17 protein-coding genes are annotated in these 17,586 nt (G+C 45.8%); 14 read left to right on the top strand and 3 right to left on the bottom strand.

The features are described from left to right. The first annotated feature begins 2 nt into the window (after positions 1–2). The 6 genes from AC5ELV_RS19240 (at position 3) to AC5ELV_RS19215 (ending at position 6,942) form a co-directional block, all read left to right on the top strand. Positions 3–842 carry a carbohydrate ABC transporter permease gene (locus tag AC5ELV_RS19240; protein ID WP_023987072.1) on the top strand — a complete coding sequence of 280 codons (840 nt, stop codon included), beginning with the start codon at positions 3–5 and terminating at the stop codon, positions 840–842. Between the two features lie 331 nt (positions 843–1,173). Continuing rightward, entirely contained in the window at positions 1,174–2,460 is a 1,287-nt protein-coding gene (gene ilvA, locus AC5ELV_RS19235) for a threonine ammonia-lyase IlvA (protein ID WP_209943589.1), read from the top strand. A 190-nt stretch (positions 2,461–2,650) separates the two neighbouring features. Continuing rightward, positions 2,651–3,625, top strand: a complete 975-nt coding sequence (gene abnA, locus AC5ELV_RS19230) for an arabinan endo-1,5-alpha-L-arabinosidase AbnA (protein WP_493431454.1) — start codon at positions 2,651–2,653, stop codon at positions 3,623–3,625. A 212-nt stretch (positions 3,626–3,837) separates the two neighbouring features. Next, positions 3,838–4,905: a FecCD family ABC transporter permease gene (locus tag AC5ELV_RS19225; RefSeq protein ID WP_493431483.1), complete on the top strand. Its 1,068-nt coding sequence runs from the start codon at positions 3,838–3,840 to the stop codon at positions 4,903–4,905. Continuing rightward, entirely contained in the window at positions 4,905–5,930 is a 1,026-nt protein-coding gene (locus tag AC5ELV_RS19220; protein WP_493431453.1) for a FecCD family ABC transporter permease, read from the top strand. Before AC5ELV_RS19225 ends, AC5ELV_RS19220 begins: the two co-directional genes overlap by 1 nt. 64 nt (positions 5,931–5,994) lie before the next feature. Beyond that, the gene (locus AC5ELV_RS19215) at positions 5,995–6,942 is read left to right on the top strand and encodes an ABC transporter substrate-binding protein (RefSeq protein ID WP_493431452.1); all 948 of its coding nucleotides are present in this window, start codon (positions 5,995–5,997) and stop codon (positions 6,940–6,942) included. A gap of 160 nt (positions 6,943–7,102) precedes the next feature. On the opposite strand, the gene AC5ELV_RS19210 is transcribed toward AC5ELV_RS19215, so the two are convergent. Next, positions 7,103–7,534, bottom strand: a complete 432-nt coding sequence (locus tag AC5ELV_RS19210; protein WP_013308831.1) for a hypothetical protein — start codon at positions 7,532–7,534, stop codon at positions 7,103–7,105. 197 nt (positions 7,535–7,731) lie between these two features. Between AC5ELV_RS19210 and AC5ELV_RS19205 the strand changes: the two genes are divergently transcribed. From AC5ELV_RS19205 to AC5ELV_RS19195, 3 genes are all read left to right on the top strand, one after another. Beyond that, a complete protein-coding gene (locus AC5ELV_RS19205) occupies positions 7,732–8,031 on the top strand; it encodes a hypothetical protein (RefSeq protein WP_493431451.1) in 300 nt (99 codons plus the stop codon). A 271-nt stretch (positions 8,032–8,302) separates the two neighbouring features. Further along, positions 8,303–9,127 (top strand): alpha/beta hydrolase, encoded by an 825-nt coding sequence (locus AC5ELV_RS19200; RefSeq protein WP_068938549.1) that lies wholly within the window; start codon positions 8,303–8,305, stop codon positions 9,125–9,127. A gap of 92 nt (positions 9,128–9,219) precedes the next feature. Then, the gene (locus AC5ELV_RS19195) at positions 9,220–10,011 is read left to right on the top strand and encodes a dioxygenase family protein (protein WP_023987081.1); all 792 of its coding nucleotides are present in this window, start codon (positions 9,220–9,222) and stop codon (positions 10,009–10,011) included. Between the two features lie 73 nt (positions 10,012–10,084). On the opposite strand, the gene AC5ELV_RS19190 is transcribed toward AC5ELV_RS19195, so the two are convergent. Both AC5ELV_RS19190 and AC5ELV_RS19185 read right to left on the bottom strand, forming a co-directional pair. Next, positions 10,085–11,008 (bottom strand): hypothetical protein, encoded by a 924-nt coding sequence (locus tag AC5ELV_RS19190; protein ID WP_493431450.1) that lies wholly within the window; start codon positions 11,006–11,008, stop codon positions 10,085–10,087. A 120-nt stretch (positions 11,009–11,128) separates the two neighbouring features. Next, positions 11,129–11,647 carry a DoxX family membrane protein gene (locus AC5ELV_RS19185; protein WP_493431449.1) on the bottom strand — a complete coding sequence of 173 codons (519 nt, stop codon included), beginning with the start codon at positions 11,645–11,647 and terminating at the stop codon, positions 11,129–11,131. 248 nt (positions 11,648–11,895) lie between these two features. Here AC5ELV_RS19185 and AC5ELV_RS19180 point away from each other — a divergent pair, with 248 nt between their 5' ends. The 5 genes from AC5ELV_RS19180 (at position 11,896) to AC5ELV_RS19160 (ending at position 17,197) form a co-directional block, all read left to right on the top strand. Continuing rightward, positions 11,896–12,990 (top strand): DUF3048 domain-containing protein, encoded by a 1,095-nt coding sequence (locus AC5ELV_RS19180; protein ID WP_493431448.1) that lies wholly within the window; start codon positions 11,896–11,898, stop codon positions 12,988–12,990. A 188-nt stretch (positions 12,991–13,178) separates the two neighbouring features. Then, positions 13,179–13,793, top strand: a complete 615-nt coding sequence (locus tag AC5ELV_RS19175; protein ID WP_007428879.1) for a DUF47 domain-containing protein — start codon at positions 13,179–13,181, stop codon at positions 13,791–13,793. 14 nt (positions 13,794–13,807) lie between these two features. Further along, complete coding sequence (locus AC5ELV_RS19170) at positions 13,808–14,797, top strand: inorganic phosphate transporter (RefSeq protein WP_493431447.1); 990 nt, start codon at positions 13,808–13,810, stop codon at positions 14,795–14,797. 230 nt (positions 14,798–15,027) lie between these two features. Beyond that, on the top strand, positions 15,028–16,476 hold the full coding sequence (locus AC5ELV_RS19165) for an amino acid ABC transporter substrate-binding protein/permease (protein WP_493431446.1): 1,449 nt from the start codon (positions 15,028–15,030) through the stop codon (positions 16,474–16,476). Continuing rightward, entirely contained in the window at positions 16,469–17,197 is a 729-nt protein-coding gene (locus AC5ELV_RS19160; protein WP_061830844.1) for an amino acid ABC transporter ATP-binding protein, read from the top strand. Before AC5ELV_RS19165 ends, AC5ELV_RS19160 begins: the two co-directional genes overlap by 8 nt. The last annotated feature ends 389 nt before the right edge of the window (positions 17,198–17,586 follow it).

Raw genomic sequence — 17,586 nt, 5'->3', positions numbered from 1 at the left:
CGATGGCTCAGAAACAAAAAGGCTCGTTATCCGCATTACTCGTTGTCCTGTTCATTCTGTTTGCCGGATTTGCCCTGTTTCCGCTATTTGCCGTGACGCTTGCCTCGTTTAAGCCATCGACGGAGCTGTTGCGCTACGGCTTAAATCTTAAGCTGGAGTGGGGTATCATGTCTCTGAAAAACTATGCGTTTATCTTTCAGGGAACGACGGATTATTTTCAATGGTACTGGAACAGTATTGTCATTACCGTCTTGTTTACGGTGTTATGTCTGATATTGTCCGCGATGGTGGGCTACGGTCTGGAGATGTACCGTTTTAGATTGAAAAATGTGATTTTTACACTGGTGCTGGTCGTGATGATGATTCCGGTAGAAATTATCATGCTGCCGCTCTACAAGCTAATGATCGGCATGAAGCTGATTAATACAGTATGGGGTGTAATTCTACCATTCGTCGTCGCGCCGATTCCGATCTTTTTCTTCCGTCAATATTTGAGTGGAGTTCCCAAGGACTTTATGGATGCTGCGCGGGTTGATGGCTGTTCAGAATATGGCATTTTCGTACGGATTATGATGCCTCTGATGGCGCCTGCATTTGCTGCAATGGCTATTTTGCAGGCAATGAACAGTTGGAATAACTTCCTGTGGCCGATGATCGTATTGCGTACCAACGACATGCTGACACTGCCAATTGGCTTGTCCAGCCTGCTGACGCCATATGGCAACAATTATGATGTGCTGATCGCGGGATCCGTTTTGGCTATTTTACCGATTCTCGTCGTGTTTCTGTTCTTCCAGCGTTACTTTATTGAAGGGATGACGGCAGGCGGAGTAAAAGGATAATCGGAAAGGTATTAAATGGAGCCATTGAATACAAGAAATGTGCAACGTCAGAAAAGGCTGATCGGGCATTGTCCCGGTCTGCCTTTTTTAGATTCGATTGATTTTCATTCTCATTTTCATGCTATTATCTGCACAAGCTATGGGTAAACGTGGTATGATATTTGAAAGATTTCAAATACAGCACTTTGCATAATTCGATTCCTAACGCTCAAAAGTACAATATATAGACGAACTAAACCGTTTCGATCTATATATTGTTGATTTGAAATCGCTCTTAGGATTTATGCAAAATGCTCAATACAGAAATATTCAGGCGGAGCGTGGAGAACCTATGGAACCAACAGAAACCCAGAAAACTGACCCGACCATGGCGTCAACCGTTGGCATGGAGGATATTGTACGGGCGCATCATATGCTGCGTGAGGTGATTGTACGTACACCTTTACAGAGGGATGCCGTCCTATCGGCCAAATATAACTGTAATGTGTATCTGAAAAGAGAGGATCTCCAAGTTGTGCGGTCCTTTAAAATCCGTGGAGCTTACAACATGATCCGTAGCTTGACACCCGAACAAATGGAAAAAGGCATCGTGTGTGCGAGTGCAGGGAATCATGCGCAAGGTGTGGCTTTTTCATGTAATGCACTTGGTATCCACGGTAAAATATTTATGCCGAGTACAACACCTAATCAGAAGGTGAAGCAGGTTCGTCGCTTTGGCGGAAACAGTGTCGAGGTCATTTTGACCGGAGATACGTTTGACGATGCTTATGATGAGGCCATGAAGGTGTGTAGCGAGCAGGCAATGACTTTCATCCATCCGTTCGATCAGCCGAAAATTATTGCAGGCAATGGTACGATCGCGATGGAAGTGATGGAGAGCCTAGATACACCTATGGACTATGTGTTCGTAACGATTGGCGGCGGCGGTTTGGCGGCAGGCGTAGGTACGTATGTTAAAACCGTGAGTCCGTCCACCAAGGTAATTGGCGTGGAGCCCCTCGGCGCGGCGTCGATGACGGAAGCGATGCGTCTGCACAAGGTGGTTACACTGGATCAAATAGACAAGTTTGTTGACGGAGCTGCGGTGAAGCGTGTGGGTCAGCTGACGTACGATATTTGTAAACATACCTTGGACGATATTGTGAAGGTACCAGAAGGCAAAGCATGTACCGCGATTCTGGAGCTGTATAATGAAAATGCGATTGTTGTGGAGCCTGCGGGTTCATTGCCTGTTGCAGCACTTGATCTGTATCGCGAGCAGATTCAAGGCAAAACGGTTGTCTGTATCGTCAGCGGTGGTAACAACGATATAGATCGAATGCAGGAGATTAAGGAACGGTCCCTAATTTACGAAGGACTGAAGCATTATTTTATGGTGAATTTCCCGCAAAGAGCTGGGGCACTGCGTGAGTTTCTACAGGATGTGCTTGGACCGGACGATGATATTACTAGGTTTGAATATACGAAAAAGAATGATAAGGAAAATGGACCAGCTCTGGTCGGCATTGAGTTGTTCCACAAGGAAGACTATCTTCCTTTAATTGAACGAATGAACCGCAAGGGGCTTAAATATACAGAACTGAACAAAAACGAAAATCTATTTAATATGCTAATTTGAAAAGGAGCCTACGGGCTCTTTTTTGTATGTATAATGCGTAGTTTATGAATTTCTTTTTATTTGAAATAAAGCGTTTACAAAACTGAATGTGATAGGTTAATATATGTGTAACTTCATAAGTATAAACACTAATGTAATAGGTGTGTCACCTGAATTTCATGTTAAGAAACTCATTCGGAGGTGCGAAAGAATGTTGAAAGCATGGAAAAAATCAGTACGGAGTAAATTGACCCGAACGGCGTTTGCTGCCATAATCTCGGCTGCTTTAATGCTGTCAGTGATGCCATCTGCATCCGCAGAGCACTGGGCGTTAACTGGTGATGTGGCAGTGCATGATCCGTCCATTACGAAGGAAGGCAACGCATGGTATATTTTCTCCACAGGACAGGGGATACAGGTTCAAAGATCGGATGACGGACGCAATTTTTACAGATTGCCGCAAATATTCCTGTCGCCGCCATCATGGTGGAAATCGTATGTACCTAAGCAAAAGACTAACGATGTATGGGCACCGGATGCTCAAAAGTATAATGGACGGGTATGGCTGTACTATTCCATTTCTACTTTTGGTGCCCGGACCTCGGCTATCGGACTGGCTTCCGCAACGAGCATTGGCGCGGGGAGCTGGAGAGATGATGGACTCGTGCTGCGTACGACGGATGCTAACGATTATAATGCTATCGACCCGAATCTCGTCATTGACGCTTCCGGTAACCCGTGGCTTTCCTTTGGTTCATGGAATTCAGGCTTGAAAGTGACTAGATTGGACAAGAATACGATGAAGCCTACGGGCCAGATCTATTCTATCGCCAAGCGTACGGCTGGTGGTTTGGAAGCGCCACATGTTACATACCGCGACGGCTATTATTATCTGTTTGCTTCCATTGATAACTGCTGCAAAGGCGTAGACAGTAATTATAAGATTATTTACGGTCGCTCTACTAGTATTACTGGACCGTATGTGGACAAGAGTGGTAAAAATCTGATGGACGGCGGCGGAACGATACTGGATGCGGGGAATGACCGTTGGAAGGGGCCGGGTGGACAATCTGTCTATAACAACAGTGTGATTGCACGTCATGCCTATGATGCCACTGATGGCGGAAATCCAAAGCTTCTGATTAGTGATTTGAAATGGGATTCGGCAGGTTGGCCTACGTACTAAACAGAGGGTTGCTTGGAGTCATCCGTATAGCGATCTCACATAGATATATTCAAAAACTGTTCCTCCTCAGGGGGAACAGTTTTTGGCTTGCAATGTCATAGAAACATGCTATTATGTATCAAGTTGATAATAATTATCATTATCGTTATGAGAGACGTGATGATTTTCAGGTACGGAGGGAGTGACCTCACCAAATGCAGTCTAAAGACAGCATGGACAAACATACAGCTCTGACAGAGAGGGCAGTTCCTGAAGTAGTCATAACAGCACGTCCAGTGCTTCGAGCGGGTAGGATTCGGCAGGCGTTGTTGTTCACAGCTTCGGCTGTATTGTTGGCTTTGGCCATATTCGCCGCCATTTCTCTCGGAGCCAAGGACTTGACCGTAAGCACCGTGTGGTCAGCAGTATTTCACTATGATCGTTCGTTAATGACACATCAGATCATTCATGAGCTGAGATTGCCGCGTGTACTCGGTGCAGCTGTTATTGGAGCTGCGCTGGCGGTGGCAGGCTCTCTGATTCAGGGTATTACACGCAACCCGCTGGGAGATACAGGAGTGCTGGGTATTAACGCAGGAGCGATGTTTGTAGTTGCTGTGAGTTTTGCCTTTTTTCCTGACCTTCCTTATGGGACATTAATTGTATTGTCGTTTCTGGGGGCGCTGATGAGTACCTTACTGGTATTTGGTCTGGGAGCATCTGCGCCCGGTGGATTGACACCTATGAGACTGACGGTGTCTGGAGCTGTGACGGCTGCCTTGTTAGGTTCCATGACTTCGGGGATTGCAATTTATTTTGATCTAAGTCAGGATTTAGCCTTCTGGTATGCGGGTGGTGTAGCCGGGATCAAATGGTCGCAGCTTGAGATTCTTGCACCGATTTTGCTTATTGTAATCGCCTGGTCTATGGGGCTGGCACGTTCCATTTCGCTGATTTCGATGGGCGATGAGGTGGCGTTAAACCTTGGGTTGAATCTCAGGCGTATCCGACTTTTGGGTCTGCTGACTGTAGTGGTACTGGCCGGACTCTCTGTATCGGCTGCCGGAGCCATCGGCTTTGTAGGATTGGTTATCCCACATATCGCTCGCAAGCTGATCGGTGTGGATTATCGCCAGATCGTGCCGCTGTCTGCGTTATTGGGAGCCGTGCTACTGGTGCTGGCAGATTTGGGAGCGAGAATGGCAAATCCGCCGGAGGAGCTAGCTATTGGAATTATGGTGTCTTTTATCGGAGTACCCTTTTTCCTCTTTCTCGCCCGTAAGGAAAGGAGGGATTTATAGTGAGTCGCTCTTTAGGGATTGGGGACACAAGAACGAAAAAGGCTTGGCTAGTCTGTTTGGTATTGGCGGGAATCAGCTTTGCCGTCCTTGTTTTGGGTTTGAATACCGGAACGATTCGTATTCCACCGCTACGCGTGCTGGATACGTTGTTTGGCGGTGGCAGCGGACGTGATCATATCGTTCTGTTCGAATATCGTTTGCCGCGTATCGTTGTAACGGTGCTGGCTGGAGCGGGACTAGGCGCAGCCGGGGCGGTCATGCAAGGCTTGTCACGGAACGCACTTGCTGATCCGGGAGTGCTCGGTCTTCATGCAGGGGCTGCGTTGGGGCTGGTGATGTTCGTTAGCTTTTTTCGCGACTTGGACGGATCGGCAGCCGTCCTGATCCCCTTGTTTACCTTTGCGGGAGGTGTCATTGCGGCCGTGCTGATTGTTTTGTTGTCCTATAGCCGCAACAGAGGAATCGTGCCAGTGCGCCTGATTTTGTCCGGCATCGGTGTAGCCTCGGGCCTTAGCGCCATAACGCTGTATTGGTCGTTGCGGCTGGATGAGGATACGTACGCATTTACCGCACGTTGGTTGGCTGGCAGCGTTTGGGGCCGGGACTGGATACATGCAGCAGCTTTGCTGCCTTGGATAGTCATTGTATTACCCTACGTTCTGTCGCAGACGCGCAGTCTGAACAACCTGTCGTTGGGCGACGAGACCGCAGCTGGAATCGGCACAAGTGTGAAGCGCCAGCGCCTATTACTGCTGGGCGCAGCCGTGGCTCTATCCAGTGCCAGCGTATCCATGGCCGGAGGCATCGGTTTTATTGGGCTGATTGCGCCTCATCTGGCTCGCCGTCTGGTTGGGCCGATGTACCAGCATTTGCTGCCAGTAGCCTGTTTGGTCGGGGTCGTCATTTTGGTCACCGCCGATACGATTGGGCGTTCGGTGTTTCAGCCGAATGCCATTCCCGCAGGTGTGGTGGTTGCTGTGGTAGGAGCTCCGTATTTTTTATTCCTGTTGTCCCGAACAAAATGACAGAAGAAGCCTTTTATATTGATCATTATAATGTAGAGTTTCTATAGCATAGGAGAGAATAAACATGAGAAAACACAAATTTGAGGGTTCAGGTTTTAAACGTTCATGGGTGGTCACAAGTCTTGTTATATGCATGATCATGCTGTCCGCTTGCGGACAAGCAGCCGACAAACAGACTGCCGATACGAAAGCGGCTGGCAGTGCGCAGACAACCATTAGTGCGGATTCGCGTATTGCTTCGATGTCTATTCATTTAACGAACAACCTGCTGGCATTGGGCATAACTCCGGCTGGTTCGGTCATTGGCGGAGATGTGAAGGATTTTCTGCCGCATGTGAAAGATCGTCTTCAAAATACCCGTAAGCTAGGTGTTGTCACTGACCCGGATATGGAAGCGGTACTGGAGCTTCAACCTGATCATATTTTTCTCGACCAAAAATATTCGGGAACCGATGTCGCCAAGTTTGAAAAAATTGCGCCGACCGAAGTTTTTGATCTGGATGAAGGCACATGGAAGGATCAATTGAAAAAAATAGCCGTTATGGTCAAACATGAAGCACAGGCAGAAGCATTTCTAAAAGATTATGATACACAGAGGGAACGAGTCAAAAAGCTGATTCATTCAAAAATTGGGGATGGAACGGTTATGGCTGTACGTGTGACGGCGAAAGAGGTTCGTGTTATGGGGATGAAGCGTCCGGTAGGACCGCTGTTGTATCAGGACTTGGGCTTGAAGCCAGCCAAAGGTGTAGAAAAGATTAACAAGGCTTATCAGGTTGTTTCCCAAGAGGTTTTACCGGATTATGATGCCGATGCGATCCTTGTTATCATCAGTAAAGGCGCGGATGCCCAAAAGGTATACAAGCAGCTGGAAGGAAATACAGTATGGCAAGGTCTCAAAGCGGTGAAGCAAGGACATGTCTACATGTTGGACGGACAGCCTTGGCTGGACTATTCCGCGATGGGACACAAAATTGCACTGGATAATGCAGAACAACTATTTTCCAAATAAGTTCTAAGTATATCAAGCCGTATTCCCCTATGCAGCTTCTTGCAGGCCAGGAATACGGCTTTTTGGCGCACACCCAAGCTGTAAGTCGGTTGCCTGATCAAAATGAAAAGGAGCTGCTATGATCCCAAATGAGGCAGCTCCATTTAATGAGAATTGCGGGCTATGAACGTTTTTTACGCAGAAAAATCGGTTTGAGTCCAATAAAGCCGATGGCGGCGAGAATTAAATTTACCCAAGGTGAGATCCTGAATACCGGCAGTACACTGCGCAGCGCTAGTCCGGCGACAAGAATCACGACAACTAACACAACATACATCAAGATGGATTTAAGGTTCATCTGGGGCTTTACAGGGGCATGGTCTGGCTGTTGTGTCTCCTCGCCTTCTTCGGGACGGTCCATAAAATTCATCAGGGCTTCAACAAGTAGAATGGCTCCTGCGGCGATGATGATGAGGGTGGAAAGGCTGATTTTTTCAAAGGGTTTGATATCCCCACCTGTAAAGGTGACAAACCATCCGATAATTGCCTGTGTCAAGAAAAACATAGACAAGGCAATCCATGCAATAAGCGTATAATTTTTTGCTTTATTCATTTCTTCCTCCTGCTTTATAAGCGTATCCCGGGCTGATGGAATCGCCATTTCGTAACAAAGACAGTATACGTGAGGAAGCGTCGGATGGCAAAAGACTTTATCTATAAAATGTATATTACCGCTGCATTCTCCTCAAACTGGATACAGGGTGAGCACATAGAGCAACCTGAATATAAACGTTAAGAGGGTGTGGCATCATGAAACTGGAGAACCAGGCAGATTATTCAGTTCAAAAACGACTGGCAAACGCTTCGAACGGGAATAGCGGGGGGGCCTCGTCTACAAATGTGAGTCACCGGAGCGTTCAAGGATCATCTCCAACGTACCGTATACTGGACGATATCGAAGTGGCTGAGGATACAGAATTTGCGGGTGAACTGGGTGCACAGAACTACCGCAGCCTGTGGCATGAGGATGAAAATACCGACGCTTCTTGTAAACTGGAGTGGGAGGGACGAACGGAGACCCACCAAATGTTCAGGAACAGCTACGAATAACGAATGTCTACTTTAATGTAGTGGATTTACGCTAATAAGTGTAGTATAGCGTTCTCCGGAATCGCATCGGGGAGCGCTATTTGTTTACTTTTTTAACGATGTGGACTGACAGGTTGACAAGGAAGCAGGGCGATGATAGACTGACTTTACTATAAAACTTATTAAACTTATCGGAATTAAAGTGAATTAATATCCTGGATGGATATTCCACGTAACTATATGAGTTTGAATTCATAAATGTGTAGTGAAGCTCGAAACAGGGGGAATCAGGATGGAACGGCAAATTGGAATTCGCTTTGAACATGAAGAACTGGCCGCAACAATTCATTATCCAAACCGTACAAATGAGGGAGATCGTCAGAGACGGGTTCCCCTTGTTGTTATATGTCACGGTTTTGTAGGCAATCGTATCGGAGTAGATCGATTATTCGTCAAGACTGCGCGTGAACTGGCTGAAGGGGGATACTTTGTCCTGCGCTTTGATTTTGCCGGTTGTGGGGAAAGCACAGGTGAATACGGCAAGCAGGGGCTCGAGTCGATGATTAATCAGACACGTACCGTGTTGGATTACGCCGTCAATTGTGCGGACATTGACCCGACCAAGGTGACGCTGATCGGACACAGTTTGGGGGGCGCGGTTGCCCTTCTCACAGCCGTACGGGACAAGAGAGTGCAAAATCTGGTTCTTTGGTCAGCAGTGGGCTATCCGTTCAACGACATCGTTAAAATTACGGAGCGAAGCGTGTACGATGAGTCTGTTAAAACCGGTCATGCCGATTATTTGGGCTATAAGTTTACGCCTGCTTATTTTGAGTCATTAGCTCAATTTCAGCCGTTCCAGGAGGCCGTTAAATTTAACGGGGATGTGCTCGTGGTGCATGGCACCTCGGATGATATTATTCCTGTGGATTATGCATTTCTGTTTCAAAAGATATTCTGGATGCGTCCAGAGGGACGCTGTGATAAAGAGATTATTTTCCAGGGAGATCACACTTTCTCTTCAGGTAAAGAGCGGCAACGGCTCATTGATCGGACGCTTGAATGGCTGGATGAACAGGAAAATATTCAACGTGATTGGCAGCACTGGATGATCTGATTTCAGTGTGTAACGGATTGTATTGGAAATTGCGCCTCCGCCGGAGTAAAATGGAAGAGTAACACTATACTGGCGTGTGGAGGTTGGCAGCGATGACATTACCCTCAATTTTTGTTGCGCATGGTTCACCGACACTGGCTGTAGAAAATAACGCATATACCAGCTTTCTTGCAAAGCTGGGCGCGAGCCTGCCCCGACCCAAAGGAATTGTCATTTTTTCCGCGCATTGGGATAGCCCCGATCAATGTATTGGCGCGGATGATCAGCATGCAGCGTTGCACGATTTCTATGGCTTTCCTGAAGAAATGTACTCAATCGATTACCCTGCACCAGGCGATCCAAAGCTGTATGAGGAGATAGAGCATCTGTTCAGTCAGCATAACTTGTTCCACCAGCCGGTTCGGAACCGGGGACTGGATCATGGAGCATGGGTGGTTTTGCGGCATATATATCCTGATGCGGACATACCGGTCGTACCGTTATCTATTGATTCTCGGCGCGCTCCTCAAGAGCAATACGAGATTGGACGGATGCTGGCGCCATTGCGAGAACAAGGGATTTTGATTATCGGTAGCGGCGGATTGGTCCACAACTTGCGGACACTCAAGCAGACGAGTGAGCCAGCCGATTGGGCCGTTCAATATGATGACTGGATTGCACAGCAGCTTCAAGACTGGAATTTACGTCACTTATTCCAATATGACAAGAAGGCTCCATATGCCAAACAGGCGGTACCTTCTTATGGAATAGAGCATTTTTCACCTTTGTTTTATGCGATGGGAGCTGCGGATCATGAGCGCTCCGCGCATAAGCTTTTTCAGTCGTATGTCCTTGGCTCGTTGAGTCTCAATTGTTGGGCATTTGGTCAAGAAAGTGATACGTAAATGTAAAAAAAGAACTTCCGAATCCACATGCTGTGTGGGAATGGAAGTTCTTTTGTGTATTTTTCGTCTTCGATTAATTAGAAGGCACGTTCTTTTTTAGCCAGGTGGATACCTGCGTAGTACGCTGATCTCCATTTTGATCCAACAGTGTCATAAATGCTTTCAGCTTTTGAATGTAGGTACTCTTCGAATCCATATTACGTTGAACGACGAATTGATACCCTTTTTTGGCATTCGGATGAATATTCCCGGTATTATAATCGAATAATGGCGTATTGTTCGTGCCATAGAAAGTATAGAAGAAGTACAGATCGTGCAATTTTTTTATAGCTTGTGTACGGTTGGAATGTGGGTATTGGTTTAAAAATGCTTCCTGTGCCAGCACTCGTCCGGCTAACTGTTGATAGCCGATAAGGAGTGCGGCATCCTTGGTAGCCGCCTGTCCGGATTCCATCGCCATGATGTCAATATAGCTGCGGATATCTGCCGTGGTGTGCTTCCCGAATACTTTATATTTTTCATAGTTAATGACTGGGTAATACATGCCTTCTGCTGTTTCAAGTTTGTAGCCGGCATCTCTTGTTTGAGTTAGCAACTTTTTCAGGTTCGCATCGCTTGAACGGCTGATTACATTTGTGAACGAATCACCGGGTTTATAGATTTGATTTATTTTGGTTTGAACAGAGGCCGGGTAGAAGGTCTTTGCATAGGAATCCAATTGCTGGTTCTGCGCATTTTCCAGATGAAGCACCATGATGGTAGCTTGAGAGACTGGAATGGATTGAATATGCTTTTGCAAATAAGTGAATGCCTGAGGTAGCTTGCCGGGTTGGCGTAGTAGTTGCTCGAAGGTCTTGGAGATATGTTGTACACTTTCTGTCTGAGATGTTGTAGTAGACGTCGCCGCTTTGGCTGATGTCGTATATCCCAATCCCATAGTCTGTACTGTGAAAGTTACTGCTGCGAGCATGAGATAGGCTTTGGTAATTTTTTTCATGATATAACCCTCCATTACGTTCTTTGATGTAACTGTAGTGTATAGGGTAAATGTATCGTGAGCATAGCAGCGCAAAAAAATAACCATTATCCCGGAGGATAACGGTTATTTTTGAGATGCTTAAGCTATTTTTCGACTAGGGTCCGTTGGAAAGGTATCTTTATTTTTACGAAACAGTCCACGCAGGAAGGGCAGTACCCAACGGTCAAAGCCAATTCTTCCGGCATTTGCACCAGCAACTACAAGGAAGATTTCAAACAACAGGTAGATTGCATTGGTGCTTACTGTACCCGAGAACAGGAACGAGAAGTTCATAACCATGGCCATCAAAGCAGCCAGTGTAGTCAATGTACCGAGAAGCAGGCCAACCCCAACCAAGAACTCACCCAATGGGATCAGGACGTTGAATAAACCTACATTCGGCAGGGCAAAGGCTTCCAGGAACGATCCCCACCAGCCTTGTACAGCGGGATGGTCTCCACCTGTTTTAGCAATGGCCCCCGAGATAAATCCGCCTGCATCAAATCCACCTGTCAGCTTTTCAAGTCCGTGGGTCATCCATTCATACCCTAGATAAACCCGTACTACAGTCAGCAACCACATTGCGACTTTGTTTTCACGTAACCAGCTGTTAAACATTCAAACCACTCCTCTTTCTTAATCTATAATGTTGGTTGTATTTCATTTTGTTGGGATGATCATCTTTGCTACACCTTTATTGTAGTAGGTTCAGTTACACTTATTTGTGATAAAAATCACAAAGTCTGAATATTTTTAAAATTTTAATGTCTTCAGATAAGTATTCTATAGAGTGGTCACGCTTCAATCAAGACAAAAACAGGAAATAAAGCTTATAATGAGAAAAATAACTAAGTGGAGGGATGAACTTGTCCGGGCCCATTTCCCAACGAAATCATTGGTTGCGTGTGATGGCCTCAGCTCTGTTATGCATGACGCTGATGTCTTGTTCTGCTATGTCCAATACGGGTGAATCTGAATCCGTTCCCCAACCGACCAAGCAAGAAACAGAGAAGGAGGCACTTGAACCGCCTAAGGAGCAGTCTATTCCGGCATTTACAGCTCCGCTCACCGGTCTTCCCGTGGAGCAGCCAGTTTTGGAGCGACCGCTCGCTGTCATGATTAATAATGCTCCGGCTGCACGTCCACAGGCAGGACTTAGCCAGGCAGATATGGTATATGAAGTTCTTGCAGAAGGTGGGATTACCCGTCTGGTCGCTTTTTTCCAAAGTCATGGTGGAGATGTCAAGATCGGACCGGTCCGTAGCATTCGGCCGTATTTGATTGAGCTGGGCGAAACCTATGGTGCGTTGCCGATACACGCAGGGGGAAGCACAGATGCCTATGCGATTTTACAGCAGCAGCGGAAGGAACATTTGGATGAGATTTCAAATGGAGGGGCTTACTTCTGGCGAAGCAAAGATCGTCGTCCTCCGCATAATTTATACACAGACGTGAACAGACTGCGCAAAGGAAGCGATAGTAAAGGGTATGCCAAGCAGACGGACGTTCCCGTATATTCTTACCTTAAATCCGGTGAAACTCCAGTTATGGTAGACGAGACAGCAGCATCTTTGCAAATCCGGTTTTTGCTTAAAAGCTATCGGGTATCTTATACCTATGATCCAGCGGCTCAACAATATAAGCGTTTTGTGAACGAAAAGTCACATGTGGATCAAAATAATAACCAACAGCTCTCAGCAGCCAATGTCATTGTGATGAGCGCTAGACATCGAACGTTGGATGATGTAGGCAGATTAAGTGTTGAGCTGGACGGCAGCGGAGAGGCCATGGTGTTTCAACAAGGACAGTTAATACAGGCTGAGTGGCAACATACACCAGGCGATGCGATTCGTTTTATGAAAAATGGGATTGAAATCCCGTTAACGCCAGGTACATCCTATATACATGTGGTACCTGCAGATACTTCACTAAAAGAACATGTAACCATAGAAGCAAATTAGAAAACGAAATACACCTTTTTAGGGAAAAAATGTCGGATAATGACCTTCCATGTCGGGCACTGTATACGTATATCATGAAATTTGCTTTTACAAACATTACAAAAACATTGATGAGTGTGATAAGATAGCAAAGGTTGTCTATTGCAGTCGAAACAGGTTGCGGATATTTTCGTAAAGGGGTAATCGTTATGAGATTGAAGAAAAAGGATATATTCTTCGAGACGTTGGAAAATATGGCAGATACGATCGTGCAAGCAGCCGATTATTTTGCCCAACATACTTCAAATCTTCAAGATGTGACTTTGTTTACAAATGAAATGAAGAAGTATGAAAATAAGTGTGATGATTACACACACACGATTATTACTGAGCTGAACAAGACCTTCATTACGCCGTTGGAACGCGACGACATCATGGAACTGACAACAACCATGGATGATGTGTTGGACGGTCTTGAAGCGACGGCTTCTCGTTTTTATATGTACAACATTACGGAGCCGGACGAGTATATTGTGCAGTTCGCTGATATTTTGCGTCAATCAGCTTACGAAATTCAGAAAGCTGTACATTTGCTTTCACAGAAAAAATTGCTGGCCATTCGTGAATACACTATTCGCCTGAATGATTTGGAAAATCAAGGGGATGAATTATTGCGTATTTGCATCAAAAACCTGTTTGCAACTGTAACTGACCCTATTGAACTGATTAAACGCAAAGAATTGTACGAACGCCTTGAAACGACAACGGATTCATGCGAGGATGTTGCAAATATGCTGGAATCCATCATTATGCGTAACTCGTAAGGGAGTCCTTTTACATGGATACAAGTTTATTGGTATTGGGTATTGTTATTTTTCTTGCTCTGGCATTTGATTTTATTAATGGTTTTCATGATACGGCGAATGCAATTGCAACTTCGGTATCGACCCGTGCATTGACCCCGCGACGTGCGATTATTATGGCTGCGGTCATGAATTTTCTCGGGGCAATATTGTTTACAGGGGTTGCGAAGACCATTGGTGGAAGTGTCGCTGATCCAACCAAGCTTACGAATGGAATTGATATCGTCATTGCGACGCTGATCGCTGCGATTATCTGGAACCTTCTAACCTGGTGGTTCGGTATTCCTTCATCCTCTTCTCATGCATTGATTGGTGCATTGGCTGGAGCGGTGTATGTAGGTGCTGGATCGGATAAATTAAACTGGAGCGGCTTCATCGGGATTGTCGAAGGACTTATTTTCTCCCCGTTGATTGCTTTTGTTGTCGGTTACATCGTGATGATGATTTTAAAATACATCTTCGCTCATCGTAGTCCGCATACGGTGAACAAAGGGTTTCGTACAATGCAGGTCATTACAGCAGCGCTTCAGTCGTTCACGCATGGTACGAATGATGCTCAAAAGGCGATGGGGATTATTACATTCGCACTCGTTTCAGCGGGGTATCAGGACCATTTGGAAGTACCCATGTGGGTAAAAATTTCAGCCGCAACAGCCATGGCGCTGGGTACGTCTATCGGGGGCTGGAAAATCATCAAGACGATGGGAACCAAGATTTTTAAAATCGAGCCAATTAACGGATTCGCAGCTGACATTTCGGGAGCCTCTGTTATTTTCACAGCTACATTGCTTCATTTGCCCGTAAGTACCACTCATGCCATTACTTCGGCTATTTTGGGTGTGGGTTCTGCGAAGCGCTTTTCCGCTGTGCGTTGGTCGCTGGCCGGTCGAATTATTATTACTTGGGTGATAACGATACCGATTTCTGCGCTATTATCTGGATTGATTTTCAAAATTCTTTTCTAGTTCATTATTATTTCTTGAAAAAAAGGTACACACTATAGAATACACAATAAGCTTCCGTCCGCTTTTTGCGGCAGGGGCTTATTGGCATTCTGGGACTCTTCAAAGTTTTCACATCCAGATAGTTCCATGAAACGTTTTTCAAAAATACCTGACATCAAAGTAGTCAATTTTTAATAACTCCTGTAGAATAAACAGAAAACTTTGAACCGTTCAACTGACTGGAGGAAATTATGCAAAAATCTAGAAAACTAATAGCACTCATGATTTGTTTGTTTTTTGTGGTTGCCCTGGCCGGTAATTTAGGTGTAGTGGCACATGCAGAAAATAAAACAAAGTATGATATCGGCACGGATACAACGTTCGCGCCTTTTGAGTTTGAAGATGTAGATGGAAAATTTGTGGGAATCGATATGGATTTGCTGGCGGCTATTGCCAAGGATCAGAATTTTGAATATACCATTAAGCCTCTTGGCTTTAACGCGGCAGTGCAGGCTCTTGAAACGAATCAAGTGGATGGCGTCATTGCCGGGATGAGTATTACCGATGAACGCAAGCGGAAATTTGATTTTTCCGAGCCTTATTTTGATTCAGGCGTCGTCATGGCGGTCCGCAAGGATAATGATACGGTTAAACGCTATGAGGACTTGAAAGGACAGCGTGTCGCTGTCAAAACAGGAACGGAAGGTTACACATTCGCAGAATCCATTAAGGCCAAATATGGTTTTACTACAGTACCGTTCGACGATTCTTCTCAAATGTATGATGAAGTTAAAACAGGTAATTCGGTTGCCTGCTTTGATGACTATCCGGTATTGGCATACGGTGTAAACCAGAATAACGGCCTTAAGCTGGTAACAGATAAGGAAAAAGGTGCTTCTTACGGGTTTGCTGTTAACCAAGGCAAGAACCAGGAGTTGCTGGAGAAATTTAATGCAGGGCTTGTTAATCTGCGCAATAGCGGAGAATACGATAAAATTTTGGCTAAATACCTTGGCGAATCGGGCAAAGGTGTGGCGCCTGTAGAGACCAGCCGCTGGGGATTGATTTCCGCTTCGCTGCCTTCGCTGATTAAAGGCATGGGAAATACGTTGCTGTACACACTTGTATCTTTACTCGTAGCCTTTATCCTAGGGTTGGTGTTTGGCTTTATGAAAGTAAGTCATAACAAGGTGTTCCGTGGTATTGCTACTGTTTTCGTCGATATATTCCGCGGTATTCCGCTGATCGTGCTTGCTTTCTTTATTTACTTTGGTATTCCACAGGCACTGGATTTCAAAATGCCGCTTTTTGTTGCGGCTGTATTGACGCTATCCCTGAATGCGGGTGCGTATGTAACTGAGATTATTCGTGGTGGTATTCAGTCCATTGATCCGGGACAAATGGAAGCAGCTCGTTCGCTTGGTCTACCATATCGCACGGCTATGCTTAAAATCATTTTGCCACAAGCTGTGAAAATCATGATCCCGTCGTTTATCAATCAGTTGGTTATTACGTTGAAGGATACGTCCATTTTGTCTGTCATCGGTCTGGTCGAATTGACCCAATCGGGTAAGATCATTATTGCGCGGACATTCCAATCCTTTGATATTTGGCTGGTAGTAGCGGTGATGTATCTTATCGTCATTACAGTCCTGACCAAAATTTCCAACCGTCTTGAAGGGAGAGTTCGCCGTGGGTAAAATTATCGTTAAAAACCTGAAAAAAAGCTATGGTAGTAATCAAGTGCTAAAGGGCATCGACATGCAAGTACGTGAAGGCGAGGTTGTGTGTGTCATTGGTCCCTCTGGTTCGGGGAAAAGTACGTTTTTACGTTGTATGAACATGCTTGAAGAAATTACCGCAGGTGAGGTCATTGTCGATGACTACAACCTGAGTGACAAAAACGTGGACATTAACAAAGTCCGTGAAAATATAGGTATGGTATTTCAACATTTCAATCTGTTTCCGCATATGACCGTGCTCAAGAACATTATGTTCGCGCCGACTGAACTGGGGAAACAGTCCAAGGCAGAGGCTCGGGAAACGGCTATGAAGCTGCTGGATCGTGTAGGTTTAGCCGATAAGGCAGATGCACTGCCAGGACAGCTTTCCGGCGGTCAGAAGCAGCGTGTGGCGATTGCACGTGCGCTAGCCATGAACCCAGACATTATGCTGTTTGACGAGCCTACCTCGGCGCTTGATCCTGAAATGGTGGGCGAAGTGCTGGGCGTAATGAAAGATCTGGCGCGTGAAGGCATGACGATGATGATCGTAACGCATGAGATGGGGTTTGCACGCGAAGTAAGCGACCGTGTTGTGTTTATGGACGGTGGTTACATCGTAGAAGAAGGAACGCCACAAGAGGTATTTGGTAATCCGAAAAACGAGCGGACTATTAGTTTCTTAGAAAAAGTATTGTAAGTGGGGCAGGGTTTACGTTGAGCGTAGATAGAGCTGAGAGTGCCGCTCCGCGTTCCATTTGATCTTTCGATCGCTGTTGCCCCTGGATTTTTTTGGATTATATAAGACCTTATAAGGTGAAAATTCAGGGGCAAAGGCGAACGCTGCCGCTTCTACAGATTCAAATGGACCTCTGCGCTACTGCTCGCTGAACCTACTCCTTTCTTCGTAAAAGCCTGCCCCACTTTTAAATGAGTAGGTATAGGCAATGGAATTGGCGCAGCGCCTTGCTTGCTGCGCCGAGGGGGATATAGCGAGGTAAGCATCCGACCGCTTAGTGGCTTTTCGTGTGCATCTTTAATGAACGTGAGTGATTTTTCTTTTATGATGTTTATTTTCGTAAGTGGAGG

The sequence above is a fragment of the Paenibacillus sp. NMA1017 genome (assembly GCF_058895805.1).
This window is presented reverse-complemented; position numbering and strand designations above follow the sequence as displayed.

Bases quoted from the DNA above. Each gene is read 5' to 3' on its own strand.
- AC5ELV_RS19225 (WP_493431483.1), top strand. From the start codon at position 3,838: ATGGACAAACATACAGCTCTGACAGAGAGGGCAGTTCCTGAAGTAGTC.
- AC5ELV_RS19195 (WP_023987081.1), top strand. From the start codon at position 9,220: ATGACATTACCCTCAATTTTTGTTGCGCATGGTTCACCGACACTGGCT.
- abnA (WP_493431454.1), top strand. From the start codon at position 2,651: ATGTTGAAAGCATGGAAAAAATCAGTACGGAGTAAATTGACCCGAACG.
- AC5ELV_RS19200 (WP_068938549.1), top strand. From the start codon at position 8,303: ATGGAACGGCAAATTGGAATTCGCTTTGAACATGAAGAACTGGCCGCA.
- AC5ELV_RS19170 (WP_493431447.1), top strand. From the start codon at position 13,808: ATGGATACAAGTTTATTGGTATTGGGTATTGTTATTTTTCTTGCTCTG.
- AC5ELV_RS19210 (WP_013308831.1), bottom strand. From the start codon at position 7,534: ATGAATAAAGCAAAAAATTATACGCTTATTGCATGGATTGCCTTGTCT.
- AC5ELV_RS19175 (WP_007428879.1), top strand. From the start codon at position 13,179: ATGAGATTGAAGAAAAAGGATATATTCTTCGAGACGTTGGAAAATATG.
- AC5ELV_RS19190 (WP_493431450.1), bottom strand. From the start codon at position 11,008: ATGAAAAAAATTACCAAAGCCTATCTCATGCTCGCAGCAGTAACTTTC.
- ilvA (WP_209943589.1), top strand. From the start codon at position 1,174: ATGGAACCAACAGAAACCCAGAAAACTGACCCGACCATGGCGTCAACC.
- AC5ELV_RS19205 (WP_493431451.1), top strand. From the start codon at position 7,732: ATGAAACTGGAGAACCAGGCAGATTATTCAGTTCAAAAACGACTGGCA.
- AC5ELV_RS19185 (WP_493431449.1), bottom strand. From the start codon at position 11,647: ATGTTTAACAGCTGGTTACGTGAAAACAAAGTCGCAATGTGGTTGCTG.
- AC5ELV_RS19165 (WP_493431446.1), top strand. From the start codon at position 15,028: ATGCAAAAATCTAGAAAACTAATAGCACTCATGATTTGTTTGTTTTTT.
- AC5ELV_RS19215 (WP_493431452.1), top strand. From the start codon at position 5,995: ATGAGAAAACACAAATTTGAGGGTTCAGGTTTTAAACGTTCATGGGTG.
- AC5ELV_RS19240 (WP_023987072.1), top strand. From the start codon at position 3: ATGGCTCAGAAACAAAAAGGCTCGTTATCCGCATTACTCGTTGTCCTG.